General features: G+C 67.2%; 22 protein-coding genes. 19 read left to right on the top strand and 3 right to left on the bottom strand.

The window, feature by feature from the left end:
- Positions 1–44: 44 nt before the first annotated feature.
- Positions 45–500, bottom strand: coding sequence for a DoxX family protein (locus JOE57_RS07535; RefSeq protein WP_204917110.1), 456 nt, complete (start codon positions 498–500; stop codon positions 45–47).
- Positions 501–831: 331 nt separating this feature from the next.
- On the opposite strand from JOE57_RS07535, the gene dnaK reads away from it, so the two are divergent.
- The 11 genes from dnaK to JOE57_RS07480 all read left to right on the top strand — a co-directional run bounded on the left by dnaK (position 832) and on the right by JOE57_RS07480 (position 14,462).
- Positions 832–2,724, top strand: a complete 1,893-nt coding sequence (dnaK, locus tag JOE57_RS07530; RefSeq protein WP_204917109.1) for a molecular chaperone DnaK — start codon at positions 832–834, stop codon at positions 2,722–2,724.
- Positions 2,725–2,735: 11 nt separating this feature from the next.
- A complete protein-coding gene (gene grpE, locus JOE57_RS07525; protein ID WP_204917108.1) occupies positions 2,736–3,398 on the top strand; it encodes a nucleotide exchange factor GrpE in 663 nt (220 codons plus the stop codon).
- Positions 3,399–3,432: 34 nt separating this feature from the next.
- Positions 3,433–4,599, top strand: a complete 1,167-nt coding sequence (dnaJ, locus tag JOE57_RS07520; protein WP_204917107.1) for a molecular chaperone DnaJ — start codon at positions 3,433–3,435, stop codon at positions 4,597–4,599.
- Positions 4,600–4,658: 59 nt separating this feature from the next.
- Complete coding sequence (locus tag JOE57_RS07515; protein WP_204917106.1) at positions 4,659–5,099, top strand: heat shock protein transcriptional repressor HspR; 441 nt, start codon at positions 4,659–4,661, stop codon at positions 5,097–5,099.
- A 133-nt stretch (positions 5,100–5,232) separates the two neighbouring features.
- Positions 5,233–7,833, top strand: coding sequence for an ATP-dependent chaperone ClpB (gene clpB / locus JOE57_RS07510; RefSeq protein ID WP_204917105.1), 2,601 nt, complete (start codon positions 5,233–5,235; stop codon positions 7,831–7,833).
- Positions 7,830–8,663 carry a spermidine synthase gene (locus JOE57_RS07505; protein ID WP_204917104.1) on the top strand — a complete coding sequence of 278 codons (834 nt, stop codon included), beginning with the start codon at positions 7,830–7,832 and terminating at the stop codon, positions 8,661–8,663. Before clpB ends, JOE57_RS07505 begins: the two co-directional genes overlap by 4 nt.
- A gap of 173 nt (positions 8,664–8,836) precedes the next feature.
- Positions 8,837–9,874 carry a fatty acid desaturase family protein gene (locus tag JOE57_RS07500; RefSeq protein ID WP_204917103.1) on the top strand — a complete coding sequence of 346 codons (1,038 nt, stop codon included), beginning with the start codon at positions 8,837–8,839 and terminating at the stop codon, positions 9,872–9,874.
- Positions 9,875–10,199: 325 nt separating this feature from the next.
- Positions 10,200–11,465, top strand: coding sequence for an ROK family transcriptional regulator (locus JOE57_RS07495; RefSeq protein WP_204917102.1), 1,266 nt, complete (start codon positions 10,200–10,202; stop codon positions 11,463–11,465).
- A 53-nt stretch (positions 11,466–11,518) separates the two neighbouring features.
- Positions 11,519–12,817 (top strand): glycoside hydrolase family 125 protein, encoded by a 1,299-nt coding sequence (locus JOE57_RS07490; protein ID WP_204917101.1) that lies wholly within the window; start codon positions 11,519–11,521, stop codon positions 12,815–12,817.
- A gap of 162 nt (positions 12,818–12,979) precedes the next feature.
- On the top strand, positions 12,980–13,603 hold the full coding sequence (locus JOE57_RS07485) for a hypothetical protein (protein ID WP_204917100.1): 624 nt from the start codon (positions 12,980–12,982) through the stop codon (positions 13,601–13,603).
- Entirely contained in the window at positions 13,596–14,462 is an 867-nt protein-coding gene (locus JOE57_RS07480) for a carbohydrate kinase family protein (RefSeq protein WP_204917099.1), read from the top strand. Before JOE57_RS07485 ends, JOE57_RS07480 begins: the two co-directional genes overlap by 8 nt.
- Here JOE57_RS07480 and JOE57_RS07475 read toward each other — a convergent pair whose 3' ends face one another.
- Entirely contained in the window at positions 14,463–15,221 is a 759-nt protein-coding gene (locus JOE57_RS07475) for a DUF4118 domain-containing protein (RefSeq protein ID WP_204917098.1), read from the bottom strand.
- Positions 15,222–15,424: 203 nt separating this feature from the next.
- Between JOE57_RS07475 and JOE57_RS07470 the strand changes: the two genes are divergently transcribed.
- Genes JOE57_RS07470 through JOE57_RS07440 form a run of 7 tightly spaced genes read left to right on the top strand, consistent with a single transcriptional unit; the run spans position 15,425 to position 23,324 of the window.
- On the top strand, positions 15,425–15,601 hold the full coding sequence (locus tag JOE57_RS07470) for a hypothetical protein (protein ID WP_204917097.1): 177 nt from the start codon (positions 15,425–15,427) through the stop codon (positions 15,599–15,601).
- Positions 15,598–15,687, top strand: coding sequence for a K(+)-transporting ATPase subunit F (gene kdpF, locus JOE57_RS07465; protein WP_204917096.1), 90 nt, complete (start codon positions 15,598–15,600; stop codon positions 15,685–15,687). Before JOE57_RS07470 ends, kdpF begins: the two co-directional genes overlap by 4 nt.
- Entirely contained in the window at positions 15,687–17,345 is a 1,659-nt protein-coding gene (gene kdpA / locus JOE57_RS07460; RefSeq protein ID WP_204917095.1) for a potassium-transporting ATPase subunit KdpA, read from the top strand. Before kdpF ends, kdpA begins: the two co-directional genes overlap by 1 nt.
- A complete protein-coding gene (gene kdpB, locus JOE57_RS07455) occupies positions 17,342–19,456 on the top strand; it encodes a potassium-transporting ATPase subunit KdpB (protein ID WP_204917094.1) in 2,115 nt (704 codons plus the stop codon). The genes kdpA and kdpB overlap by 4 nt, the downstream gene beginning before the upstream one ends.
- Positions 19,457–19,480: 24 nt before the next feature.
- The gene (gene kdpC, locus JOE57_RS07450) at positions 19,481–20,062 is read left to right on the top strand and encodes a K(+)-transporting ATPase subunit C (protein ID WP_420827668.1); all 582 of its coding nucleotides are present in this window, start codon (positions 19,481–19,483) and stop codon (positions 20,060–20,062) included.
- Positions 20,063–20,097: 35 nt separating this feature from the next.
- Entirely contained in the window at positions 20,098–22,638 is a 2,541-nt protein-coding gene (locus tag JOE57_RS07445; RefSeq protein WP_204917092.1) for a DUF4118 domain-containing protein, read from the top strand.
- Positions 22,635–23,324 carry a response regulator gene (locus JOE57_RS07440; protein WP_204917091.1) on the top strand — a complete coding sequence of 230 codons (690 nt, stop codon included), beginning with the start codon at positions 22,635–22,637 and terminating at the stop codon, positions 23,322–23,324. The genes JOE57_RS07445 and JOE57_RS07440 overlap by 4 nt, the downstream gene beginning before the upstream one ends.
- A gap of 1 nt (position 23,325) precedes the next feature.
- On the opposite strand, the gene JOE57_RS07435 is transcribed toward JOE57_RS07440, so the two are convergent.
- Positions 23,326–24,486, bottom strand: a complete 1,161-nt coding sequence (locus JOE57_RS07435) for a pyridoxal phosphate-dependent aminotransferase (RefSeq protein ID WP_204917090.1) — start codon at positions 24,484–24,486, stop codon at positions 23,326–23,328.
- A gap of 219 nt (positions 24,487–24,705) precedes the next feature.
- Between JOE57_RS07435 and JOE57_RS07430 the strand changes: the two genes are divergently transcribed.
- Positions 24,706–26,718 carry a hypothetical protein gene (locus tag JOE57_RS07430; protein WP_204917089.1) on the top strand — a complete coding sequence of 671 codons (2,013 nt, stop codon included), beginning with the start codon at positions 24,706–24,708 and terminating at the stop codon, positions 26,716–26,718.
- The last annotated feature ends 229 nt before the right edge of the window (positions 26,719–26,947 follow it).

The following is a 26,947-nucleotide window of genomic DNA, read 5'->3' as shown; positions in this document are numbered from 1 at the left end:
GCTATGAGGCGGCTGTGACTTTCCTGTGAAGGGGCGCGCCGTGCTCAGGCCGGCGTCCGCTCGTCGACCAGGTCTTCGTCCTCGGACTTGCCTCGGCGGAACAGCTGGTCGATCGAGGCCCTGCCGGCCCCGAACACCATCAGGACGAGCGCCAGCAGGCCGAGCGCGATCGTGTACTCATAGCCGCCCTTGTCGACGTAGACCCCCCGATACCAACTGGTGTAGGACACGATCAGGATCGCCTCAACCAGGAAGGCCAGCGCCACCAGCGGCGTGAGTGCACCGACGATGAGGAAGATGCCTCCGACCAGCTCCAGCAGGGTGCCGCCCCAGGCGGCCACTTCGGGGTATGGGGTGTGGAACTGCTGCAGATACTCGATCTGCTTGGCCATCCCTTCCACCTGCCAGCGCCGCCAGCCGTGGGTGACCATGATGGCGCCCAGGCCGATCCGGACGATGAGAAGGACGATATCTCGCAGCACCTGCAAGAACTTGGCCATGCCTGAAACTCTCCCGTCGATGTCGATCCCCCTGAGCGGCGGACCGACCCCAGGCTAATCAGGAACACGCCGCGGCCCGTTGACCTGGCTCGCGAAACGCCGTGAACGGGTCGCCCGGACGAACGCCCCACTCAGGGGTTACCCCGAGAAGAAGGTGAGCGGACCAGGCTCAACCCGAGTTGCGCGACTCGGGCTGCGGGTGCATAGTTGAGTCATGGCCGCTCAAGGTGAAAGTTGAGTGTGCCACGCTTAAGTCCTTGAAAGACAAACTTGAGCCACCTAGGCTCAACATCAGAACTCTAGATCTCATAGTTTTACGGAGGAATCAGACATGGCTCGTGCAGTCGGTATTGACCTCGGAACGACCAACTCGGTTGTCGCCGTTCTCGAAGGTGGAGAGCCCACCGTTATCCCCAACGCCGAAGGTGCGCGGACCACGCCCTCGGTGGTGGCGTTCGCCAAGGGTGGCGAGGTGCTGGTCGGCGAGGTCGCCAAGCGCCAGGCCGTCACCAACGTCGACCGGACCATCCGCTCGGTCAAGCGCCACATGGGCACTGACTGGAAGGTGAAGATCGACGAGAAGGACTACCGCCCCCAGCAGATCAGCGCCTTCGTGCTGCAGAAGCTGAAGCGCGACGCCGAGGCCTACCTCGGTGAGCAGGTCACCAACGCGGTGATCACCGTCCCGGCCTACTTCTCCGACGCTGAGCGGCAGGCCACCAAGGAAGCCGGCGAGATCGCCGGCCTGAAGGTGGACCGGATCATCAACGAGCCGACCGCGGCGGCTCTCGCGTACGGCCTGGACAAGTCCGACCAGGACCAGACCATCCTCGTCTTCGACCTCGGCGGCGGCACCTTCGACGTGTCCCTGCTGGAGATCGGTGACGGCGTCTTCGAGGTGAAGGCCACCAAGGGCGACAACCGCCTCGGTGGTGACGACTGGGACTCTCGGATCGTCGACTGGCTGGTGAAGCAGTTCAAGAACAAGAACGGCACCGACCTGGCCGCGGACAAGATCGCCCGCCAGCGGCTGCAGGAGGCCGCCGAGAAGGCCAAGATCGAGCTGTCCTCGGCCAGCGAGACCTCCATCAACCTGCCGTACATCACGCTGGGCGAGTCCGGCCCGCTGCACCTCGAGGAGAAGCTGACGCGCTCCGAGTTCCAGCGCCTGACGCAGGATCTGCTGGACCGCTGCCGCACCCCGTTCAACGCGGTGATCGACGACGCCAAGATCTCGGTCGGCAAGATCAACCACGTGATCCTGGTCGGCGGCTCGACCCGGATGCCCGCAGTGGTCGACCTGGTCAAGGAACTGACCGGCGGCAAGGACCCGCACAAGGGTGTCAATCCGGACGAGGTCGTCGCTCTCGGCGCCAGCCTGCAGGCCGGTGTGCTGAAGGGCGAGGTCAAGGATGTGCTGCTGCTCGACGTGACCCCGCTGAGCCTCGGTATCGAGACCAAGGGTGGCGTGATGACCAAGATCATCGAGCGCAACACCACGATCCCGACCAAGCGCTCCGAGGTCTTCACCACCGCTGACGACAACCAGCCGTCGGTGATGATCCAGGTGTACCAGGGTGAGCGTGACTTCGCCCGGGACAACAAGTCCCTCGGCAACTTCGAGCTGACCGGCCTGCCGCCGGCACCGCGTGGCGTGCCGCAGGTCGAGGTCGCCTTCGACATCGACGCCAACGGCATCGTGCACGTGCACGCCAAGGACCTGGCGACGGGCAAGGAGCAGTCCATGACCGTCACGGGTGGCTCGGCGCTGGGCAAGGACGACATCAACCGGATGGTGCATGAGGCCGAGGAGCACGCCGAGGAGGACCGCAAGCGGCGCGAGGCCGTCGAGCTTCGCAACGAGGCCGACGTGCTGGTGTTCCGCACCGAGAAGCTGCTCACCGAGAACGCCGACAAGATCACCGACGACGTCAAGAAGCCGGTGGAGGAGTCGCTGACCGAGCTGAGGGCGGCGCTCGAGGGCGAGGACAACGACGCCGTCAAGGCTGCGGTGGACAAGCTCAACACCACCAGCGCTGCTCTGGGCCAGGCGATGTACGCCGCCGCTCAGGCTGCGCAGCAGGCCGAGGCCGGGCAGGCCACCAGTGGTGAGCCCAGCTCCGATGGCCAGTCGGCGCCGACCGGTGCGGCCGACGAGGACGTGGTCGACGCCGAGATCGTGGACGAGTCCGACGAGAATGCCGGCTCGCGCGAGAGCAAGTGAGTGATCAACCGATGACGAACGACGCAGATCACGAACAGCATCAGGGACCGACGATCCGCGACAAGCGGCGGATCGATCCCGAGACCTACCAGGTAAGGGAGCCGCAGGCGACTGCGGCTCCCGCCGCCGGGACGGAGAGCGTGGACAGCGCAGAGCAGCCGGCTGCTGATCAACAGCAGCAGAACGACGAGACCGCCGAGCTGAAGGTGGCCCTGGCAGAGCGCACCAGCGACCTGCAGCGGCTGCAGGCGGAGTATGTCAACTACAAGCGTCGGGTGGACCGAGATCGTGAGGTCGTCAAGACCCATGCTGTCGAAGGCGTGCTCAAGGAGCTTCTGCACGTCCTGGACGATGTCCGGTCGGCGCAGGAGCACGGCGAGCTCACCGGTGGGTTCAAGGCGGTTGCCGAGGAGGTCCAGCGGGTCGCCACCAAGTATGGCCTTGAGCAGTTCGGCACCAAGGGCGAGCCGTTCAACCCGCACATCCACGAAGCCCTGATGCACGCGCACGCCGACGGCATCGACGGCCCGACCTGTGTGGAGATCCTGCAGCCCGGCTACCGGATCGGGGAGAAGGTGCTGCGCCCGGCCAGGGTTGCGGTGGCCGAGCCGTCCGAGAGTCCCGTCGAGGCGCCGGTTGTCGATCAAGAGACGGCAACGGACAGCGAGCAGTAAACCCAGTGTCGATCATGGTCGAGAGGAGGCGTCGGTGAGCACGAAGGACTGGATAGAGAAGGACTACTACAAGGTTCTCGGCGTCTCCAAGGACGCCAAGCCCGAGGAGATCAAGAAGGCCTACCGCAAGCTGGCGCGGGAGAACCACCCGGACCAGAATCCCGGCAACCCTGAGGCGGAGCGACGCTTCAAGGAGGTGTCGGAGGCCAACGACGTGCTCGCCAGCGAAAGCAAGCGCAAGGAGTACGACGAGGCCCGGCGGCTGTTCGGTGGGGGCGGCTTCCGCTTCCCGCGCGGCGGCGGTGCCGGCAGCGGTGGTTCCTCCTCGGTCGATGACCTGTTCCGGCAGGCGTCGCAGGGCGACAACAACTTCTCCGACCTGTTCGGTGGGCTGTTCGGCGGGGCCGGCGGGGTGCGGACCCGCACCTCGACCCGGGGCCCGCGCCGTGGCAGCGATGTCGAGGGTGAGGTGACCGTCGACTTCGAGGACGCGATCAACGGGGTCACCGTCGGGATGCAGATGATCTCCGACGCCCCCTGCGCTGCCTGCCACGGCACCGGCGCCCGGGCCGGCACGGTCCCGCACGTCTGTCCGACCTGTGAGGGGAGCGGAATGCAGACCTCGACGTCGGGCGGCGTGTTCGCCGTCACCGAACCCTGTCGCGACTGCCGCGGCAGGGGGATGGTCGTGGACGACCCGTGCCCTGTCTGCCACGGGTCAGGTCGAGGCAAATCGACCAAGACGATGCAGGTCCGGATCCCGGCCGGGGTGACCGACAAGCAGCGGATCCGGTTGAAAGGCAGGGGCGGAGCAGGTGAGAACGGCGGTGCTCCCGGTGACCTCTATGTCCTGGTGCACGTCCGGCCGCACCCGGTCTTCGGTCGCAAGGATGACAACCTCACGCTGGTGGCACCGGTCACCTTCAACGAGGCCGCGCTGGGAGCCGAGATCGAGGTCCCGACGCTCAGCGGGCCGAACGTGCGGCTCAAGGTTCCGGCCGGTACGCCCAATGGGCGCACCTTCCGGGTCCGAGGCAAGGGAGCGGCCAAGAGGGACGGCACCCGCGGTGACCTGCTGGTCACCGTCGAGGTGGTCGTACCGCACAAGCTCAACGATGCCGCCATGCAGGCACTGCAACGGTTCGCCGAGGCCGTCGGCCCGGTGAACCCCCGGTCGAAGCTGTTCTCAGCACAGCACTGAGACGCTTCGGTCACGATATGTCACCACAAACGAGGTAGCAGGAAGGAAGGGAAACGGGGATGAGCGCTTCGTATCTGCCGCAGATTATCGACGGCGACGCGCCCCTCTTCGTCATCTCCGTCGCTGCCCAGCTGGCCGGGATGCACCCGCAGACGCTGCGCACGTACGACCGGATGGGCCTGGTGTCGCCGCAGCGCACTGTCGGTCGCGGGCGTCGTTACTCGCCCCGCGACATCGCCAAGCTCCGACTCGTCCAGCACCTGTCCCAGGAAGAGGGGGTCAACCTGGAAGGCATTCGACGCATCCTGCATCTGGAGAGCGAGCTCGACGACCTGCGTCAGCAGGTGCACGAGCTGACCCAGCTGCTGTCCGCCGCCCGGAGCGCCCCGCCCGGGCCCCGGGTGTTCACCGCCGACCCGCTCGGCGGTGTGCACATCGCCGGTCCACGCCCCCGAGGCCCCTGGTCCGCGACCAAGGCGCTGCCGGGCCGCGGCGGATGAACGGCGCGCCCCGAGCCAGGCATCACGTGCCCCGAGCCAGGCATCACGTGCCCTGAGCCTGTCGAAGGGCACTCAGAACCTCACACCACAACTCAAGATCAAGTGATGAAACACAACTAGGGAGCTCCGACTCGTGGAAGCACAGAAACTCACCACCAAGAGTCGTGACGCCGTCTCTGCGGCGTTGCGGCACGCCCTGACGCAGGGCAACCCCAACGCTGAACCGGCGCACCTGCTGCACGCATTGCTGATGGTGCCCGGCAATACGGTCGCACCGCTGCTGACCGCTGTTGGCGCCGACCCGGCTGTGGTCGACGCGGCGGCCCAGGGCGCGATCTCCAAGCTCCCCTCGGCGAGCGGGTCGTCAGTCAGCCAGCCGGCTGTCTCCGGCGCACTGGCCCGGGTGCTGGCCGACGCCGAAACGCGGGCCGAGCAGCTCGGCGACGCCTTCGTCGCGACCGAGCATCTGCTGATCGCCCTGGCCTCCGTCCAGTCCGAGTCGCGCAAGATCCTGCAGGACCTCGGGGTCTCGGCAGCGGCCCTGACCTCCGCCTTCAACCAGGCCCGCGGTTCCAAGCGGGTGACGTCGGCGGAGGCCGAGGGCACCTCGTCCGCCTTGGACCAGTACGGGGTCGACCTGACCGCGCAGGCCCGTGAGGGTCGGCTTGACCCGGTGATCGGCCGGGACACAGAGATCCGTCGGGTGGTGCAGGTGCTGGCACGCCGGACCAAGAACAACCCCGTACTGATCGGCGAGCCGGGCGTCGGCAAGACGGCCGTCGTCGAAGGGCTGGCCCAGCGACTGGTTGCCGGCGACGTGCCCGACTCGCTCAAGGGCCGGCGGCTCGTCTCCCTCGACCTGAGCTCGATGGTCGCCGGAGCCAAGTTCCGCGGAGAGTTCGAGGAACGGCTGAAGGCCGTACTCAACGAGATCCGCGATGCCGAGGGCCAGATCATCACCTTCATCGACGAGCTGCACACCGTGGTCGGCGCCGGCGCCTCCGGTGACTCGTCCATGGACGCCGGCAACATGCTGAAGCCGATGCTGGCCCGCGGCGAGCTGCGGATGATCGGCGCGACCACACTGGACGAATACCGGGAGCGGATCGAGAAGGACCCGGCGCTGGAGCGTCGGTTCCAGCAGGTCTATGTCGGCGAGCCCTCGGTCGAGGACACCATCGCGATCCTGCGCGGGCTGCGCGAGCGCTATGAGGCTCACCACAAGGTGGCCATCACCGACGCTGCCCTGGTCGCCGCAGCGAGCCTGTCCAACCGCTACATCACCTCGCGGCAGCTGCCGGACAAGGCGATCGACCTGATCGACGAGTCCGCCTCCCGGTTGCGGATGGAGATCGACTCGTCGCCGGAGGAGATCGACCAGCTCCGTCGGCAGGTGGACCGGATGACCATGCAGCAGCTGGCGCTGCAGAAGGAGCAGGATCCGGGCAGTGTCGAGCGGTTGGACCGGCTGACCGCCGAGCTGGCCGACGCACAGGAGCAGCTGCGTGGACTGGAGGCTCGATGGGAGGCCGAGAAGCAGGGCCTCAACCGGGTCGGCGACCTGAAGGAGAAGATCGACGAGCTGCGCAGCGAGGCCGAGCGCTATCTGCGCGACGGCGACCTGGTGAAGGCCAGCGAGATCAGCTACGGCAAGATCCCGGCGCTGGAGAAGGAGCTTGAGGCGGCCTCGCAGGCCGAGAGCGCGCTGCCGTCAATGGTCAGCGAGGAGGTCGGCCCGCAGGACATCGCCGAGGTGGTGGCCAACTGGACCGGCATCCCGGTCGGCCGGCTGCTACAGGGTGAGACCGAAAAGCTGCTGTCGATGGAGGACCGGATCGGCGAGCGGCTGATCGGTCAGCGCAAGGCCGTGACGGCCGTCGCCGACGCGGTCAGGCGGTCCCGAGCCGGCATCTCCGACCCCAACCGACCCACGGGTTCGTTCCTGTTCCTGGGTCCGACCGGCGTCGGCAAGACCGAGCTGGCCAAGTCGCTGGCGGAGTTCCTCTTCGACGACGAGCACGCCATGGTGCGGATCGACATGAGCGAATACTCCGAGAAACACTCGGTGGCGCGGCTGGTCGGCGCTCCGCCCGGGTACGTGGGGTACGAGGAGGGTGGCCAGCTGACCGAGGCCGTCCGGCGTCGCCCGTACGCGGTGCTGCTGCTGGACGAGGTGGAGAAGGCGCACCCGGAGGTGTTCGACATCCTGCTGCAGGTGTTGGATGACGGCAGGCTGACCGACGGGCAGGGTCGCACCGTCGACTTCCGCAACGTGATCCTGATCATGACCTCCAACCTGGGCTCCCAGTTCCTGTCCGACCAGACCCTGGACGCCGAGATGAAGCGGAACGCGGTGATGGGTGTGGTGCGCAGCGCCTTCAAGCCCGAGTTCCTCAACCGGCTGGACGAGATCGTGCTGTTCGACGCGCTCGGCACCGAGGAGCTGTCCAGGATCGTCGAAATCAACCTGCGAAGGCTCAATGAGCGGCTGGCCGACCGGCGGATCGTCGTCGAGGCGACCCAGCCGGCCAAGGACTGGCTGGCGCTGACCGGGTTCGACCCGATCTACGGTGCCCGGCCGCTGCGCAGGTTGATCCAGACCACCATCGAGGACCAGCTGGCCCGCAGGGTGCTCGGCGGCGAGGTGCTCGAGGGTGACACGGTGCTCTTCGACGTGGACGAGACCAAGGACGGTCTTGTGGTGTCCTCGGTGACCAGCTCCGCCGAGGCATGACCGACGGCGACCTCGAGCTGCGTCCCGGGGTGCGGTTGATCGCGGACCGCAGCTATCCGGCGGCCTACACGCTGCAGATGGCTGGGACGGACCAGTCCTATGTGGACCTGGACGATCCCACCCGCCTGGAGTTCGACTACGTCCAGCGGATCGCCGATGCCCTCGATGCGCATGCCCCGGCTGGGCAGCGGCTGCGGGTGGTGCACGTCGGCGGTGCCGGGCTCACGCTGCCCCGCTACCTGGCGGCCAGCCGGCCGCAGTCGGCGCAGATCGTGCTTGAGCCGGACGCGGAGCTCACCGAGTTCGTCCGGGAGCATCTGCCGCTCCCGCGACGGAGCGGGATCAAGGTGCGGCCGGTTGACGGGCGGGCCGGGATCGCCGAGATGCGTGACGACTTCGCCGACGTCGTCGTCGTGGACGCGTTCACCGGAGCGCAGGTCCCGTCGGAACTCTCCACCACCACCTTCTTCGCCGACGTCCACCGGGTGCTAGCCGCCGATGGCACCGTCATGGTCAACGTCACCGACCGCGCGCCCTTCGGCTACCTCAGACGCTGCGTGGCCGGGGTGCGCGAGCACTTCACGGACACCCTCATCAGCGCCGAGCCCGCGACCCTCAAGGGCCGGCGGTTCGGCAACGTGCTGATCCTGGGAAGCAAGGGCCGACTGGCCAGCGACCTGCTGGTGCGCAAGGCGGCCAGCTCAGCCTTCCCCTATCGGATCGTCCGAGGCGAACACCTGGATCAGCTGGTCGGCTCGGCCGCCCCATTCACCGAGACCGACTCCTCGCCCTCACCGGAGCCGCCGAGTGGTCTCGGCTTCTTCGGCTGATCTCGCCGCACGGAGTTAGGGAGCGCGGAAGAACGCCGCTGGGATCGCCCCCGGCGGAGGTCCCCTGGAGCGAGTCTTTGCGTGCTCCGAAACCCCGGAGGGGGGTTATCCCCCCGATGAATTCGGGTGCTGCTCCCAATGTGCGCAGGCCCGCCGTAGGGGATGGTTGATCTATGACCACCACAGTCCACGTCGCCCAGCCGGCGCCCACGCGCGGTTCCGCCAGTACCCGCGCCAAGAGTGAGTTCGGGCCGCTCCGCGATCGCATCGTGGCCGACGGCCTGCTCGAACGCCGCATCGACCACTATCTGTGGCGTGGCACCCTGATATTGCTCGGCCTGGCCGCCGTTGCCGCGGGAATTGTGCTGCTCTCCGGCTCCTGGTGGGTGCTGCTGCTCGCCCCGGTCGCCGCCATCGTGTCGGCCCAGGTCAGCTTCCTCGGGCATGATGCCGGTCACCAGCAGATCTCCGAGTCGCGCAAGACCAACCGCGTCATCGGTGTCATCGCCGCCAACGTGCTGGCGGGCATCTCCTACGGCTGGTGGCAGGACAAGCACCTCCGCCACCACGCCAACCCCAACCAGGAAGGCCTGGACCCCGACGTCGGCGAGAGCATCATCGCCTGGAGCGAAGAGCAGGCCGCCAAGAAGACCGGGTTTGCGCGCTGGTTCGCCAGGCACCAGGCAGCCTTCTTCTTCCCGCTGCTCACCTTCGAGGGCTGGAACCTCTCCGTCGCCGGATTCCGGGCGTTGAAGGCGCGGCCCGCCAAGGCGCGCACACTCGAGGTGGGCCTGCTGGTCCTGCACTTCGCGGTCTACTTCGGCTTCCTCTTCATCCTTCTCCCGCCGCCGGTCGCCATCCTCTTCATCCTGATCCACCGCGGCCTCTACGGCCTCAACCTCGGCTCGGCCTTCGCCCCCAACCACAAGGGGATGCCGATGCCGCCGGCGGGCTCGCGGCTCGACCACCTGCACAAGCAGGTGTTGACCTCCCGCGACGTGCTGGGTGGGCCGGTGGTCGACTTCATGCTCGGTGGCCTGAACTATCAGATCGAGCACCACCTCTTCCCGAGCATGCCGCGTCCGCACCTCAAGCTGGCGCAGCCGATCATCCGGGACTACTGCGCCACCATCGACCTGCCGTACCGCGCTTGCGGTGTGATCGAGTCGTACGGCGAGTGCCTGAGACATCTGCACAAGGCCGGCCACTAGCCGAGCCTCTCCGAGGCCTCCCCCCGGGCCGAAGAGTCCGACCCTGGCGTTGCCGCCAGGGTCGGATTCTGCTTTCCGGCCAGGCAGGCGTCCAGCCGGAGCGGCTGCGGCATTGACCGGCGGGGACCGTCTTAACTAAATTTGTTGGAGTTAACACCGATACGTGTACGCAGGATGGACGCTGGAGGAGTCCGCCGATCGAGTCGGACCCGACCTCGTCCCAGGACGGAACACCAACTGTGAATCATTTCGCGCCGTTCGCGGGACCTGCGAGGACGCTCGTCCTGCGTCAACCGAGATCGTCGCAACCGAGGGCGGCGACAGGATGAGAGATCTGACCGACGGGGGAATCTCGCCACGGGGCGCCAACCAGGTGAGTGTCGGTGACTTCAACCAGACCGTCATCCTGGACGCCATCCGCCGCAGTCGCAGCGGAATCAGCCGGGTCGAGCTGGCCGAGATGACGGGGCTGTCCGCCCAGTCGATCAGCAACATCGCCCGCCAGCTGCTCAGAGCTGGCCTGGTGCGCGAAGGCAGCCGGGCACCCGTCGCCCGTGGCAAACCCCGAACCCTGCTCGAGCTCGAGCCGACCGGGCAGTACGCAGTCGGCGTCCACCTCGATCCTGCGGTGATCACCTATGTGATCTTGGATCTGACCGGCAGGACGGTGGCGCGCAGTCGCCGCGTCACACCGGCCAGGATCAACCCCTCAGTCATCATCCGCCGAATGGCCACCGAGATTGAACGGCTGGTGACCAAGGCCGGGATCGAACGCAACCGCATCGTCGGTGTCGGCATCGCCGCACCGGGGCCGGTCGACATCATCCAGGGCATCGTCATCGATCCACCCAACCTGGAGGGCTGGCACCGGGTGCCGCTGCGGGAGGCGCTGCGCGAGACCACTGGGTTGCCGGTGCTGCTGGACAAGGACGTGACGGCCGCAGCGGCAGCAGAGAAGTGGTCGGGTGGTGAGAGCCGCAGTGGCAACTTCGTCTTCTTCTACCTCGGTACCGGCATCGGGGCAGGTCTGGTGATCAACAACGACCTGGTGCGAGGTTCATCCCACAACGTCGGTGAGATCGGGCACGTGATCGTCGACCCTGAAGGTCCGAGGTGTTTCTGCGGTCGGCGCGGCTGCGTCGGAGAGACCAGCCAGCCGCGCTACCTGGTGCAGCTCGGGGTGGCGGCTGGGCTGCTGGACCCGACGATCGATCTTGACGATCGACAGCGGGTGGAGCACGCCTTCACCGAACTGGCGCGGATGGCGCTGGCGGACGATGGCGAGGCAAGAAAGATCATGCTGGCTCTGGTCGATCGGATCGCCAAGGTAGTGGAGGACATCGCCAACCTGTTGGACCTCGACCGCGTCGTCTTCGGAGGGCCCCACTGGGCGCCGCTCGAGCCCTTCTTCGATCCGCAGAGACGCCAGGACCTGGACGACCGCTTCATAGCCCGAGGCATCCATTCCCTGAGCGTGTCGGGCACCGACCTGGGAGAGGATGTGGGGGCGGTTGGAGCGGCGAGTCTGGTGCTGGACCACACCTTCTCGGTCAATCCCTCGGCACTGTTGCTCGGAGCGCGGGCAGGCTGACCTTGGCGGTCAACTGTGCGTTCCTCGTTTTCTCCTGATCTGGAAGGCTTTCCATGGTGGTAGGTATCGATCCTGGCAATCTTCAACGCGTTGTTGCGCGGCTGCGGCGGCTGCTGGACGACGACCCGGTGGTCGACCTGTTCGAGCGGTCCATGGCCGAGAACCTCGGCCGGGTCGCCGAACGCCTGCCTGACGGGACGACGTTCATCCTGACCGGCGACATTCCAGCGATGTGGCTGCGGGATCCGGCGGCGCAGATCCGGCCGTACCTGATCTTGTGTGGCGATGATCCGCAGCTGCAGGATGTGCTGATCGGCATTCTGCACCGACAGCTCGAGTTCCTGGTGCTGGACCCTTACGCCAATGCCTTCAAGCGCACAACGGGGCCGGGGAACCATGACGACGACGTGACCGAGCTGCTTCCCGAGGTGTGGGAACGCAAGTACGAGATCGACTCGCTGTGCTATCCCCTTGAGCTGGCCCACCGGCTCTGGCGCATCACCGGCCGCCAGGAGGTGATCGATGATCGTTTCCGACCCGCGGCCGAGGCGATCCTGGAGCTCTGGACGCGAGAGCTCGATCATGATCACCGCTCCTCGTACACCTTCCAGCGGCTGCACGGTCCGGCCAGTGACACGCTGACGAGGGCGGGGCGCGCGGAGCCGATCGGCTGGACCGGGCTGTCCTGGAGCGCCTTCCGACCAAGCGACGACGCCTGTCGCTACAACTACAACATTCCGGGCAACATGTTCGCCTCGGTTGCCCTCGGCTACCTGGCCCAGATCGCCGAGCAGGTGCTGGGTGATGAGGGGCTGGCCGCCCGAGCGGTCGCCCTGCGCGACACGATCGAGGCAGGCATCGCCCGGTTCGGCGTCACTGAGCACCCGACCCGCGGCCGCGTCTTCGTCTACGAGACAGACGGACTGGGCAACTTCGTGCTGATGGATGACGCCAACATGCCGAGCCTGCTGTCGGCGCCGCTGACCGGCTTCGTCGATGTCGAGGACCCCGTCTACCTGGCCACCCGGTCACTGCTGCTGAGCACGGAGAACCCGACCTACTTCAGCGGTACGGCGGCGAGCGGGATCGGCAGCCCGCACACTCCCGGTCCCAACGTCTGGCCAATCGGCCTCGCCGTGGAGGGGCTGACGTCCCCGGACCCACGGGAGAAGCGCCGCATCCTGCAGGTGCTGAGCGACACCACGGCCGGCACCGGCCAGATGCACGAGTCCTTCAACGTCGACGATCCGACCGAGTTCACCCGGCCCTGGTTCTCCTGGGCGAACGCCATGATGTGCGAGCTGGTCCTCGACGTCGGCGGACTCACCCTGGCTTCCGCGATGCGCCCCTGAGCTTGTCTGCCACGTGCCCTGAGCTTGTCTCCCACGTGCCCTGAGCTTGTCGAAGGGCGGCTCTTCGACAGGCTCAGAGCGCGGTGCGGGCTCTTCGACGGGCGCAGAGCGCGGTGCGGCTCTTCACCGGGCGCCTGCCGCAAGGCCGATACCCTGGACGGCATGTCGCAACCGCCCAACCAGGGCTACCCGCCAGAGTTTCGGCCGCCCGTCCCTTACGGTGGCTATTCCGGGCAGCCCATGGGTTATGGACGGCCCTCCGATCCTCCGACGCAGGTGCTGCCCTATCACGGCGCACCACTGCCACCGCCGTTCGCGCCCGCCGCCGCCCGACCGACCCCCCAGCCACCGCCCCGCCCAGGAGGCGTCACGGTCGCCGCAACCATGGCTGTGACAGCGTCGATGCAATGGCTGGTGGTGCTCAGCTTCGCCTGGCTGGTCGCCGCCGTCGGTGCCGATCAGCTGGACACCTCCGACCAGGTCCAGGGGGCGTTCTTCCACATCATGAACCGTTTCCATCTGCGGATGATCGAGGGGCTGGCCTGGCCGCTGTACGGCTTCCCGCTGGCGGCGACGGTGGTCGGCTTGATGGTGCTGGCACGCCGGGCGGCCCACCGCATCGCCTTCTCGGTGGCCGGGCTGGCGGCGCTCGTTTGGTCCGCCTGGTGGCTGCACCAGGACCTGCGGTGGTGGGTACCGCTGGCCGGCTACGTCGGTCTGTGCCTGCTGCTCGTCTGGACTCCCGCTGCCACCCGTTGGTACGACTGGAGACCGCAGCATGGCTGAGTCCCTCAGGATCTTCGTCGCCGGGCCGGCGGCATGGAACCTGTTGGTGTTCCTTGATCATCTGCCGGAACCGGTGCCGCAGATGATGGCCGCCAGGCACAGCTATCCGACCCTCGGCGGCACCTCCGCCGGCAAGGCCTTGAACCTGCGGCACCTGGGGGCCGAGGTGACTCTGCGTACGGTGCTGGGCGCGGACGCACCCTCTGGGCTGATCCGGTCAGCCCTGGAGTCGGCAGGTGTGTCCTTGATCATCGAGGAGGATGCCGACGGGCGGGCCGAGCAGCACCTCAACCTGATGGACAGTGCCGGGCAGCGGCTGTCGATCTATCTGCACGGGTCACAACTGGGCCCTGACGGCCCGCGCCATGACAGTGCCAGTGTGGCGGCGATGCAGGCGGCAGACGCGGTGATCATCGACCTTGCCGACGCATCCCGCCCGCTGCTGCGAACGGCGAGGGAGCTGGGCCTGCCGATCTGGTGCGACCTGCACGACTATGACGGTGTGAACCCGTTCCATGCCGAGTTCGCGGACGCCGCCGACTACCTGTTCCTGAGCGCAGACCGGATGCCGGAGCCGGAGGTGTTCATGCAGCAGCGGATTAACGCCGGCGCGCGACTGGTGGTCTGCACTCATGGAGCCGACGGGGCGACTGCGCTGGATGGAGACGGCGGTTGGCACCAGGTTGAGGCCGAACCGATCTCCGCTCTGGTGGACAGCAACGGCGCCGGGGACGCCTTCCTGGCGGGCTTCCTGGTCAGCTATCTCCGCTCGGGACTGGTGGGCGACGCGCTGCGTTCCGGGGCGCGACAGGGGGCGGCAACAGTGCAGAGTCCTGCGCTGGCACCGCTCCCAATCTGATCACTCCGCCGCTGACGGCGACCCCGTCTCGAGTGACGGTCCCGCCAGATCGGCCAGTGCGGCCGCCACGCGGCGCTGCTCCTGCCCGGGGCGGGCCACGTGGCTGGCGGCGGTGAGCAGGAAGCTGCCGACCACCACCCCACCGCTGCGTACCGGTAGGGCGATCTCGGTGTCGGTCGGCAGCCCGTCGCGCTCGACAGCGATTTCTCCTGACGCCCCGACGAGGGTGCCGTCAGGTCGCAGCGACGGCAGCGACGAGTCGGACTCGGTCGAGATTCGGCAGCGATCGAGGTCGAGCAGCTCGACCAGTTCGGCCGAGATGTGGTTGATGACGTCCTTCGGCGGCGTTGTCCCGGCAGCAACCGTCGCGGAGGTGTCGAGCATCCCCGACAGGTAGCCCTGCTCCCGACTGGCCGAATGTTGCTGTCGTCGACCCCACAGGGCCAGCTCGGTCACGGCGAGGCCCACTGCGAGCAGCAGCAGTGTGGTTTCGATGTCGTCCCGGTTGGTGATGGTCAGCCGGTGGTAGGGCGCCGTCAGGAAATAGTCGAACGACACTGCGCCAGACAGCGCCGCCACAATCCCGGCGGAGCGCAGCCCGGTGGATGCGGCGGCGACCACCAGCAGCACCAACCCGAGGGCGGCATTGGTGTTCTCCACCCACTCCCGCAGCAGGGACAGGAGCGCGCAGGCGAGGGCGGGCACTGCGACGGCGAGCACCATGACAGCCGACCGGTGCCGGGCGATGACCTGTTCCATGACTTTATGGAACAGCGTCTGGGTCGACGGAAGCAATGGTCCTGACGAAAACCTGATGGTCAGACGGGCGATGCGGCTCAGCGAGTCGTTGCCGGCTCGTCGCACGTCAGGATCTCGCCAAGGTCAGGTCTGGTCGCGTCAAGAACCTGTCAAGACGACCGGCCCAGTGATCTCGGCGGCTGTTGGCTGGAACCTGTACACCGGTGCCGCAACTGCTGGGAGATCTGATGCTGGACGCCATGTTCATCGCTCTGACTGCACTGTTCTTCGTGGGGGTGGCCTGGCTGGCGCGCACCCTGGGTCGTCTGCAGGCCGGGGACCAGGAGAGCCAGCCGACACACGTGGTCAGGCAGTCCGTCCTGCGGCGGGGCCGACGGTGAGCATCGAGAACCTGGTCGGCTTGATCATCGCTGGCGCCCTGCTGGTCTACCTGACCGTCGCCCTGATCAAACCGGACAGATTCTGATGACTGCGACTGTGGCCGGGGTTCTGCAGATCGCGCTCCTGGTGCTGCTGCTCGGAGTGGCCTACGTACCGCTCGGTGACTACATGGCTCGAGTGTTCACCTCCGAACGGCACCTCGCCGCAGAGCGTGTCCTCTATCGAGTGGTGCGCGTCGACCCGGATGCGGACCAGCGCTGGTACAACTACCTGCTGTCCCTGCTGGGGTTCTCCGCAGCGTCGGTGGTGTGCCTGTATGGCCTGTTAAGACTGCAGCGGTTTCTCCCGCTCTCGCTCGGCCACCGGGGACTGGAACCGACCCTGGCGTGGAACACCGCGGTGTCATTCGTGACCAACACCAATTGGCAGTCCTACTCGGGTGAGGCCTCGTTGGGATACCTGGCTCAGATGGCAGGGCTGACGGTGCAGAACTTCGCGTCTGCAGCGGTCGGACTGTGTGCCGCGATGGCGCTCATTCGCGGGCTGGCGAGTGAGGGTGGCGGCGTTGGCAACTTCTGGACCGACCTGACCCGCGGCATCGTACGGATCCTGCTGCCGCTCGCGGTGATCTTCGGCCTGGCGCTGGCGGCTGGCGGCGTCATCCAGAACCTCGCAGGTGTCCGCGAGATCACCACCCTGACCGGCGGAACACAGCAGCTTCCCGCCGGGCCCGTCGCCTCCCAGGAGGTCATCAAGCAGCTCGGCACCAACGGGGGAGGATTCTTCAACGCCAACTCCAGTCACCCGTTCGAGAACCCGAACGCGGTCACCAATCTGCTGGCGATCTTCCTGGAGCTGCTGATCCCGGTGTGCCTGACCCGGACCTTTGGACGCATGGTCGGACGGATGCGTCAGGGGTATGCAGCGTTGGGCTTCGTTTCGGTGCTCTGGTTGGGTTCGCTGATCGCGCTCTGGGCCATGGAGGCGAGCCACCGGGGGACAGCGCTGCAGCTGGCCGGTGCGGCCATGGAGGGCAAGGAAACCCGGTTCGGCATCCCGTCGTCAGTACTTTTCGCGACCAGCACCACAGCCACGTCGAGCGGCGCCGTCGACAGCATGCACTCCAGCTTCACCGGGCTCGGTGGTGCGGTGCTGATGCTGAACATGATGCTCGGGGAGGTGTCGCCCGGCGGGGTCGGCTCGGGCCTTTTCGGGCTGGTCGTGCTCGCCATCCTGACCGTGTTCCTCGCAGGTCTGATGGTGGGGCGAACGCCTGAGTTCCTGGGCAAACGGGTCCGCCGGGCGGAGATCACCTACGTCGCCTTGTACTGCCTCGCCATGCCCGCTGTGCTGCTGGTCGGGGTCGCTGTGGCGGCGGTGACACCCATGGGGCGGGATTCCAGGCTCAATCCGGGGCCCCATGGTCTGTCCGAGATGCTCTACGCCTTCACCTCTGCGGCGAACAACAACGGGTCCGCGTTCGCCGGTCTGGGTGCCGACACACCGTTCTACAACGTCGGCCTCGGGATCGTCATGCTGATCGGCCGGTTCGGGCTGATCGCTCTGGTGCTGGCCCTGGCCGGCTCGCTTGCGCAGCAGCAACGGCGAGCCGAGAATGCCGGGACGCTGCCGACCCAGACGCCGTTGTTCGTCGGCCTGCACGTCGGCACGGCCCTGATCGTGACCGCACTCACTTTCTTCCCAGCCCTGGCGTTGGGGCCGATAGCCGAGGGGCTGTCATGACGGGACCGGACAGGGCTCGGTCTGCGGGCGTCTCGTTCAACCCGAGCCAGCTCGTGCGCAACCTGCCGCAGGCGCTGCTGAAACTCGACCCTCGCGTGATGATCAAGAACCCAGTGATGTTCGTCGTGGAGGTCGGCGCCATAGTCAGCACCGGTCTGGCGACGGTGCACTCGAGTCTGTTCGCCTGGCTGATCGTTGGTTGGCTCTGGTTCACCGTCATCTTCGCCAACCTCGCCGAGGCGGTGGCCGAGGGTCGCGGGCGCGCACAGGCGGCATCGTTGCGGGCCACCAAGCGGGATACCCCAGCGCGGCTGCTCTCGGAGGACCGTCGGGAGTCGCTGGTCAGCTCGGTGTCGCTCGCCATCGGCGACCTGGTGGTTGTCGAGGCCGGACAGGTGATTCCCGGCGACGGGGACGTCGTCGAAGGCATTGCCACAGTAGACGAGTCGGCCATCACCGGTGAGTCCGCTCCAGTGATCCGTGAGTCGGGTGGCGACCGATGCGCGGTCACCGGGGGGACCACGGTGCTGTCCGACCGGATCATCGTCCGCATCACCGCGAAACCCGGCGAGAGCTTCGTGGACCGGATGATCGCCATGGTGGAGGGTGCATCACGGCAGAAGACGCCGAACGAGATCGCGCTGAACATCCTGCTGGTCAGTCTGACCATGATCTTCCTGCTCGCGGTCAGCACATTGCAGCCGCTGTCGATCTACTCCGGGGAGCCGCAGCCGGTGGTGGTGCTGGTGGCGCTGCTCGTGTGTCTGATCCCGACCACGATAGGGGCGTTGCTCTCCGCCATCGGGATCGCCGGCATGGACCGGCTCGTTCAGCGCAACGTGCTGGCGATGTCGGGTCGCGCCGTCGAGGCGGCGGGAGACGTCAACGTCCTGCTGCTCGACAAGACGGGCACGATCACCCTGGGGAACCGGCAGGCGGTGGAACTCATCCCGGTCGGTGGACGCGAGGACCAGCTGGCCGACGCGGCCCAACTCGCCAGCCTCGCCGATGCGACGCCGGAGGGACGGTCGGTGGTGGTGTTGAGCAAGACCCGTTATGGACTGCGGGAACGGCACGAGGGAGAGCTGCCGGGGGCCGAGTTCATCAACTTCACCGCCCAAACCAGGATGAGCGGTATCGACCTCGCAGATGGCCGGAAGGTCCGCAAGGGGGCCGCTGCGGCCGTGCTGGCGTGGGTGGCGGCGGAAGGCGGAACATCCGGATCGGAGGCAGAGGCCGGGCATGTTGACCCGGCCGACACCGCTGCCGACGCCTCAGAACTCGAGCCGAGCATCGATTCGATCGTCCACCGGGTCGCTGCGGCGGGAGGGACGCCCCTCGTCGTCGGCGAGGTCAGTTGCGGCAGGGCACGGGTGTTGGGTGTCATCCACCTGGCCGACGTCGTCAAGGACGGCATCAGGGCCCGCTTCGGCGAACTGCGGGCCATGGGCATCCGGACTGTCATGGTGACCGGTGACAATCCCGTCACCGCCAAGGCGATCGCCGCCGAGGCCGGCGTCGACGACTTTCTGGCGGAGGCCAAGCCAGAGGACAAGATGGAACTGATCCGTAGGGAACAGTCGGGTGGGCGGTTGGTGGCGATGACCGGGGACGGCACCAACGACGCGCCGGCTCTGGCTCAGGCTGATGTCGGAGTGGCCATGAACACCGGCACCTCGGCCGCCAAGGAGGCCGGCAACATGATCGATCTGGACTCCGACCCGACCAAGCTGATCGAGATCGTCGAGATCGGCAAGCAACTCCTGATCACGCGAGGTGCGCTGACCACCTTCTCGATCGCCAACGACGTGGCGAAGTACTTTGCCATCATTCCGGCCATGTTCGTCACCATGTTCCCCGGGCTCGAGGCGCTGAACATCATGCAGCTGGCAACTCCGCGCTCGGCGATCCTCTCGGCGGTGATCTTCAACGCCTTGATCATCATCGGCCTCATCCCGTTGGCCCTGCGCGGAGTGCACTATCGGCCGATGTCGGCCTCCAGGATGCTGAGACGCAATGTGCTGGTCTACGGGATCGGTGGGCTGGTCGCGCCCTTCGTCTCGATCAAGCTGCTGGATCTCCTGCTCTCGCTGATTCCCGGCGTCGGCTGACCGTCGTCCCCGAAGAGAGAGGGAATGCTCATGAATCTGCTCCGTCAGTCACTCGCCGGACTGCGAGTGCTGGCCGCCTTCACCCTGCTCCTTGGTCTGGCCTACCCCCTGTTGATCACCGGAGTCGCCCAGCTCGGCTTTCCCAGCCAGGCCAACGGCAGCCTCGTGTCGTACCGGGGCGCAGTAGTGGGCTCCAGCTTCATCGGTCAGCGGTTCACCGGTGACCGATGGTTCCTGCCACGGCCGTCCGCCGCAGGCAGCGGCTACGACCCGACCGCCAGCTCGGGGTCGAATCTCGGCCCCAACAGCCTGCGGCTCACCACTCTAGTGAGGGCCCGTCGGGTCGAGATCGCGCGACGGGAGGGTGTCAGTCCCGACAAGGTCCCAGCTGACGCGGTCACGGCCTCCGGCAGTGGCCTCGACCCGGCGATCTCTCCCGCGTACGCGCAACTCCAGGCGGCCCGGGTGGCGCGTGCGCGGAGGTTGCCGCCTGCTGAGGTGGAGCGGTTGGTCGCGGCGCACACCCAGAGACGCATGCTTGGCATCCTGGGCGAACCAGCCGTGAACGTACTGGAGTTGAACCTGGCCCTCGAGCGGCTCTCGTGACCGCCGGGCACTGGCCGGCGGACTAGGTTCGTCTCATGCAGCGTGGATCCCTGCGAATCTATCTCGGCGCCGCTCCGGGCGTCGGCAAGACCTTCGACATGCTGTCGGAGGGGCACCGCCGGGCGTCACGGGGGACCGATGTCGTGATCGGCTATGTGGAGGCACACGGCCGCAAGCTCACTGAGGCCCTGATCGCGGGTCTCGAGGTGGTGCCACGCCGCCGACTGGCCTACCGCGGATCGACCTTCGAGGAGATGGATCTGGACGCGGTGATCCGCCGAGCCCCCGACGTCGCCCTGGTGGATGAGCTCGCCCACACCAATGTCCCGGGCGTCCAGCACGAGAAGCGCTGGCAGGACGTCGAGAAGCTGCTGGCAGCTGGCATCGACGTGATCTCGACGGTCAACATCCAGCACCTGGAATCACTCAACGACGTCGTCAACGAGATCACCGGAGTGAAGCAACGAGAGACCATCCCCGACGAGGTGGTCCGCAGGGCTGATCAGATCGAGCTGGTGGACATGTCGCCCCAGGCGCTCCGGCGCCGTCTCGCCCACGGCAATGTCTATGCAGCGGAGAAGATCGACCCAGCCCTGGGCAACTACTTCCGGGTCGGCAACCTGACCGCCCTTCGGGAGCTGGCCCTGTTGTGGCTGGCCGACCGCGTCGACGACGCTCTGCAGAGCTATCGCAACGAGCATGGCATCGCCCAACCCTGGGCCGCCCGTGAGCGCGTCGTTGTAGCCCTGACCGGTGGGCCCGAGGGAGAGACCCTGCTGCGGCGCGGCGCGAGGATCGCCGGTCGTGGCGCGGGCGGTGAGCTGCTGGCGGTGCACGTCGGCCGCGAGGACGGTCTGGTGGACGGCAACCCTGGCACTCTCGAGGCGCAGCGTCTGCTCACCGAGCGGCTCGGCGGCTCGTTTCATCGGATCGTCGGTGACGACATCGCGGCATCCATCATCGACTTCGCCGTCGGCTCGAACGCCTCCCTGATCGTGGTCGGGGTCAGTCGCAAGCCACGGTGGCAGGCACTCTTCTCCGAGAGCGTTGGCGACGGGGTGGTACGCGGCGCCGGGGCCGTCGAGAGCCTCGACGTGCATGTCGTTGCCCATGAGCAGGCTGGCCGCGGACTACTGCCCCGCCGCATCGAGCTGCTCAGCCGCCGTCGCCGACTGGTCGGATGGCTGACGTCGGTGCTCGGCCCGACACTGCTGACCGCCTTTCTCATCACGTTCGGCCACGGGTTGGGTCTACCCACCGACCTGATGTTGTTTCTGGCGCTCACTGTTGCCGTGGCGCTGCTCGGCGGACTTGGCCCGGCTCTGACCGCTGCGGTGCTGGGCTCTGTGCTCGCCAACTTCTTCCTCACTCCGCCACTGCACACGCTGACTATCGCTGATCCGGAACATGCCCTTGCCCTGCTGACTTCGGTCTTGACCGGAGTGGCGGTCGCGTCCGTGGTGGACCGGGCTGCTCGGCGTGCAGACCAGGCTCGACGGGCCAGCAACGACGCCGAGATCCTCAGCGTGCTGGCCGGAAGCGTCGTCCGCGGCGAAGACTCGGTCGCGGCAATCCTCGAACAGCTGCGGGCCACCTTCCGGATGGACTCGGCGACGCTGCTCGAACGGGACGCGGAGGACGCCGCCTGGCGGATCGTGCACTGTGCGGGAGAGCCACCATGCGGCCGCCCGGAGGACGCGGACAATGAGGTCACCATCTCCCCGTTCCTGGTGCTCGGCCTCCGCGGGCATGCGCTGGAGGGTGGCTCACGGCGGGTGCTCGAGGCTTTCGCCGCCCAGGCGTCGGCGGTGCTGGAGCGAGAGCGGCTCCGGGTCCGGGCAGAGGAGGCCCGGACGTTGAAAGAGGGCGACGACATCAAGACGGCGCTGCTGGCGGCGGTGTCCCACGATCTGCGGACGCCGCTCGCCAACATCAAGGCCAGCATCACCAGCCTGCGTCAGGAGGACGTGCAATGGAGTCCGGCGGATGAGAAGGCGCTGCTCGGGACGATCGGAGAGGCGACGGACCGGTTGGAACGGCTGGTCGACAACCTGCTGGACCTCTCCCGGCTGCAGACTGGCAACACGCATCCGGTGATCCGCGCCATCAGCCTGGATGAGATCATCCTGCCCGCGCTGGAGAACGTTCCCGCCGACACGGTGCGGCTCGACTTCGACGAGGCACTGCCGATGATCGCGACCGATGCCGGGCTGGTCGAGCGTGCACTGGCCAACATCATCGAGAACGCCGTGAAACATGGTGCGCCGTCCCAGGCGCCGGTAATGATCTCGGCCGCCGTCGTCGGCGAGACCATCGAGATCAGAGTCGTCGACCGTGGGCCAGGGATTGCCGCTTCGCTGAGAGAGCAGATGTTCGAGCCCTTTCAGCGCCTGGGGGACGGGTCGGCGGGCGCGGGACTGGGTCTCGGGCTCGCAGTGGCCAAGGGGTTCATCGACGCGGTGGACGGCAGCGTGATGGCGGAGGACACCCCCGGTGGCGGCTTGACTGTGAGCGTGGTGTTGCCCCTGAGCAGCGGCGTCGTCAGGCCGGGGCAAGGCCAGCGGCGACAGTCATGACACAGCAACAGACCATTCTGGTCGCCGACGACGAGCCTGGGCTGGTCCAGGCACTGGCCATCAACCTCCGGGCGCGCGGCTGGAACGTCGTCACCGCCGGCACCGGCGCGGGCGCGCTGGAGGCGGCGGCCAAGCGGCGCCCGGATCTGGTGGTGTTGGACCTCGGGTTGCCGGACATGGACGGGGTCGACGTCATCCGCGGAATCCGGGGTTGGTCGGCGGTGCCGATCATCATCCTCTCGGCGCGGCACGACTCCGACGAGAAGGTGAGTGCCCTGGATGCCGGCGCCGACGACTATGTCACCAAGCCGTTCGGGATGGACGAGTTCCTCGCACGTATCCGGGCCGCTCTTCGGCGGGCACAGCCCAGCGAGAGTGATGCGCCGGTGGTGCAGGCGGGGGAGTTGCGGATCGACCTCGCGGCCAAGAAGATCTCCCGCAATGGTGCCGAGCTTCGGCTGACGCCGACCGAGTGGCACTTCCTGGAGATCCTGGTACGTCACCGCGGCCGACTGGTGACGCACGAACAACTGCTGCAGCAGGTGTGGGGACCCAGCTATCGCACCCAGAGCAACTATCTCCGGGTCTATTCTGCCCAGCTTCGGCGCAAGCTCGAGGCGGACCCTGCGCACCCCAGACACCTCATCACCGAAGCCGGGATGGGATACCGCTTCGAGACCGACTGACTCAGCCGAGCTTGGCCAGTCGTTCCACCGCCTGCTCGAGGACCTCGTCCCGCTTGCAGAAGGCCCAGCGGACGTAGGGCGCGCCGGCGGCCGTGTTGTCGTAGAAGACCTGGTGAGGGATCGCCACCACTCCGCAGCGACCTGGCAGCTCGCGGCAGAACTCCAGCCCGTCGTGGTAGCCCAACGGCCGGACGTCAGTGGTCATGAAGTAGGTCCCGCGGGGGAGGGCGGGGGACAGACCCATGCTCCTGAGTCCCTCGGCGAGCAGGTCCCGTTTGCGTTGCAGGTCGACCCTCAGCTCAGCCACCCAGTCGTCCCCCTCGTTGAGGGCCCGGGCGATGGCGGGTTGGAACGGTGCCCCGGACACGTAGGTCAGGAACTGCTTGACAGCGGTGATCTCGGTGATCAGCTCGGCCGGTGCCAGCGCCCAGCCGATCTTCCAACCCGTGGCGGAGAAGGTCTTGCCCGACGAGGAGATCCGGACCGTCCGTTCCCGCATACCGGGGTACGAGGCGAGCGGCACATGCGTGGCATCGTCGTACACCAGATGCTCGTACACCTCGTCGCAGACCACCAACACATCATGATCAACACAGATCCTGGCGATCTCTGCCAGCTGCTCCGGCGGCAGCACGGCACCGGTCGGATTGTGCGGCGAGTTGATCAACACCATCTTGGTGTGCGCGGTGAAGGCCCGCTCGAACTCGGCAAGGTCAAGGACGAAGTCGGGGCCGAACAGACCGACGCCGACCCGGGTGCCGCCGGCAAGGTCGATAGAGGCCGCATAGGAGTCGTAGAACGGCTCCAAGGCGACCACCTCGTCGCCGGGGTTGACGAAGGCCAGGATGGCCGCGGCCAATGCTTCGGTGGCCCCGGTGGTGACCAGCACTTCGAGGTCGGCGTCGTAGTGGAGGCCGTAGTGCCTCGAGGTGTGGTCGACGACGGCCTGCCTGAGCGACTGGATCCCCCGGCCCGGCGGATACTGGTTGATCCCGTCGGCGATGGCCTGCCGGGCGGTCTCCAGCATGAAATCGGGACCGTCGGTGTCGGGGAACCCCTGACCCAGATTGATGGACCCGGTCGAGAGTGCGAGCGCGGACATCTCGGCGAAGATGGTGGTGGTGGCCGATCGGACCCGATCCGCCTTCCAAGGTGAGGCCATACCCGCGACCCTAGCGCGATACGCCCCCGACCTTGTCTCCCCTCCGTGCCCTGAGCTTGTCTCTCCGCGCCCTGAGCTTGTCGAAGGGCTGCTCTTCGACAGGCTCAGAGCGCGTTGGGGCTCTTTGACAGGCTCAGAGCGCGTCGCTGCTCTTCGACAGGCTCAGGGCGCGTTGGGGCTCTTCGAGAGGCTCAGGGCGCGTCGGGCAGGATGAAGGGTGTGACCGATCACGCCATCACTCTGCCTGTCGGACCCGGCACCGTGCTGCTCGACCCCAACGACGGTGCTCCTCTGCAGTTCGTGGACCCGGACGCCGCCGATCGCCGGTTCCTGCTGGACGAGACGACGGACGCCTTCCATTCCAGCGAACATCGTTGGGGGTCGGGGTTCGTGATCACCAACGTGGGCTCCACCCGATGGTCGCAGCCCGCAGAGCGCCGGCTCGACGGCCCCGGCGTCCAGCTGACCTATCCGCTGCTCGACACGTTGACCTTGACGGTCACCCGGACCGGCGGTGAGCGCCTGCTGGAGCGCTACGAGCTGACCAACACTGGTGCCGCGCCGTTGGTCGTCACCAGCCTCGGCATCAACACTCCCTTCCGGGACCTGTACGAGAGCGCGGCGACCTCGTTGGCGCAGGCCGTCCACGCTCACGTGTGGACCGGTGGTGCGGACGCCTGGGTCTGGGCTCAACCGATGTCGGGCACCGGCCGATCCCTGGGGCTGATCGTCCGCAGCGGGGCCCTGTGGAGCTATTCGGTCGAGTCGCGCAACCAGAACTCGTCCTCCAACGTCCGCGGACACCTCCTGCTTCAGGCCACCGACCTGGCCAGGAATTCTACGGCTTTCGGCGGCCAGCCGCCGATCGAGATCGCGTCGGGCGAGTCCTGGCTGCTTGAGTGGGAAGTCGGCTTCTTCGCGAGCCGGGAGGCATTTCTGGCAGCGTCGACGCCACAGCTCACCGTCGACCGGCTGTATGCCGAGGTGGGTCAACAGATCACGGTGCTGGGCAACACGGCCGGGCTGCGGGTCGATGGGGAGGCCAGCGTCGAGCGGGAGGGTGAGCGGGTCGCCGTGACCGGCACCCAACACGGTGCGGTGCATCTGAGCACCGACTCGGCCCAGACGGCGGTGCTGTTCCACAGCCCGCTGCCCGACCTGGTCCGACGCCGGGTCCGGTTCATCCTTGATCAGCATCGGCCGACCGAACGACCGTTGCCCTATCGTTACGCCTTCGTTCCCTACGACACCGCGACCGGCCTGACGCAGACCACCAACGGTTGGGCCGACTGGTCGGACGGGGCCGAACGGGTGGCGATGCCAGCTCTGCTGCAGGAGGCTCGCCGACGCGGTTGGGTCGACTCACCGGGTGAGGTGGATGAGGCGCTCGTCGGCTTTGCCGACTTCGCGCGGAACCTGCTGCTGGATGAGTCGGCGGCGCCCCGATGGGGCAGCACGGTCAAGGCGCCCGTACGCATCTACAACTCGCCGTGGCTGGCTCACTTCTTCGCCACCCAGCATGATCACGGTGGCGCGGACGATGATCTCGACCTGGCCGCGCGAATCCTCGAGCGCAGCTTCGAGCTGGGTGCAGGCGAGCATCTGTCGATCGGCCACCCCGAGGCGCTGGTCCTGGTGACCGAGAGGCTGCTGGAGGCCGGTCAGGCCGACCGGGCGACCGGCCTGCGGGACCTGCTGGTCCAGCAGGCGGCCCATTTCGCCAAGATCACGGTGAACCTGCCGAGCCACGAGGTCAACTACGAACAGTCCATGGTGGCGCCGTTGGTCACCCTCTATGCCGTGGCTGAGCAGCTCGAGGGTCAGGACCGCTTCCTCGGGCCGCTGGATCAGGCGGTGCGCTGGCTGCGGGCCTTCGGTGGACCACAGCCACACATCAGGCTGAACGAGATCGGCATCCGGCACTGGGACGGCTACTGGTTCGGCCGAGACCGGCAGTGGGGCGACATCTTCCCGCACCACTGGAGCGTGCTCACTGCGGTGGCACTGCGGCAGCTGCCCACGACGATGCGTACCGCGGAGTCCGACTCGGCGGCCCGGGAGATCTTCCACGCCAACTTGATCAACATCTTCGCGGACGGCTCGGCGACCTGCGCCTTCACCGTGCCCAGCGCCGTCGACGGCCGCCCGGGCTACCGCGCCGACCCGCTCGCAAACGATCAGGACTGGCCGCTGACCCTGTGGCTGCGGCAGCTCGAGTCGGGTGACGTCTGACGACCTGAGGCAGTTCGACATTCACCCATGGCGGTGCTATGCTTTGCCCGACTCGGGGGAACGAGTCATTGGCTCGTGGGGTACCAGGCGTGCATGCCACACCCGATCGGGCCGCTTTGGCTCTATCCGGGGGGATGCAGCACATGCAGGGATATTCGAGCGCGCCTTCGCGCGCCCAATTGGTGGCGGGTCACGAGCGCCGAGCGCAGGAAGACTTGCCGAACGATCG

It is taken from the genome of Microlunatus panaciterrae, from assembly GCF_016907535.1.
Lineage (GTDB): Bacteria > Actinomycetota > Actinomycetes > Propionibacteriales > Propionibacteriaceae > Microlunatus > Microlunatus panaciterrae.
Note: the sequence above shows the minus strand (reverse complement) of the source record. Positions and strands in the feature narration are given on the sequence as shown.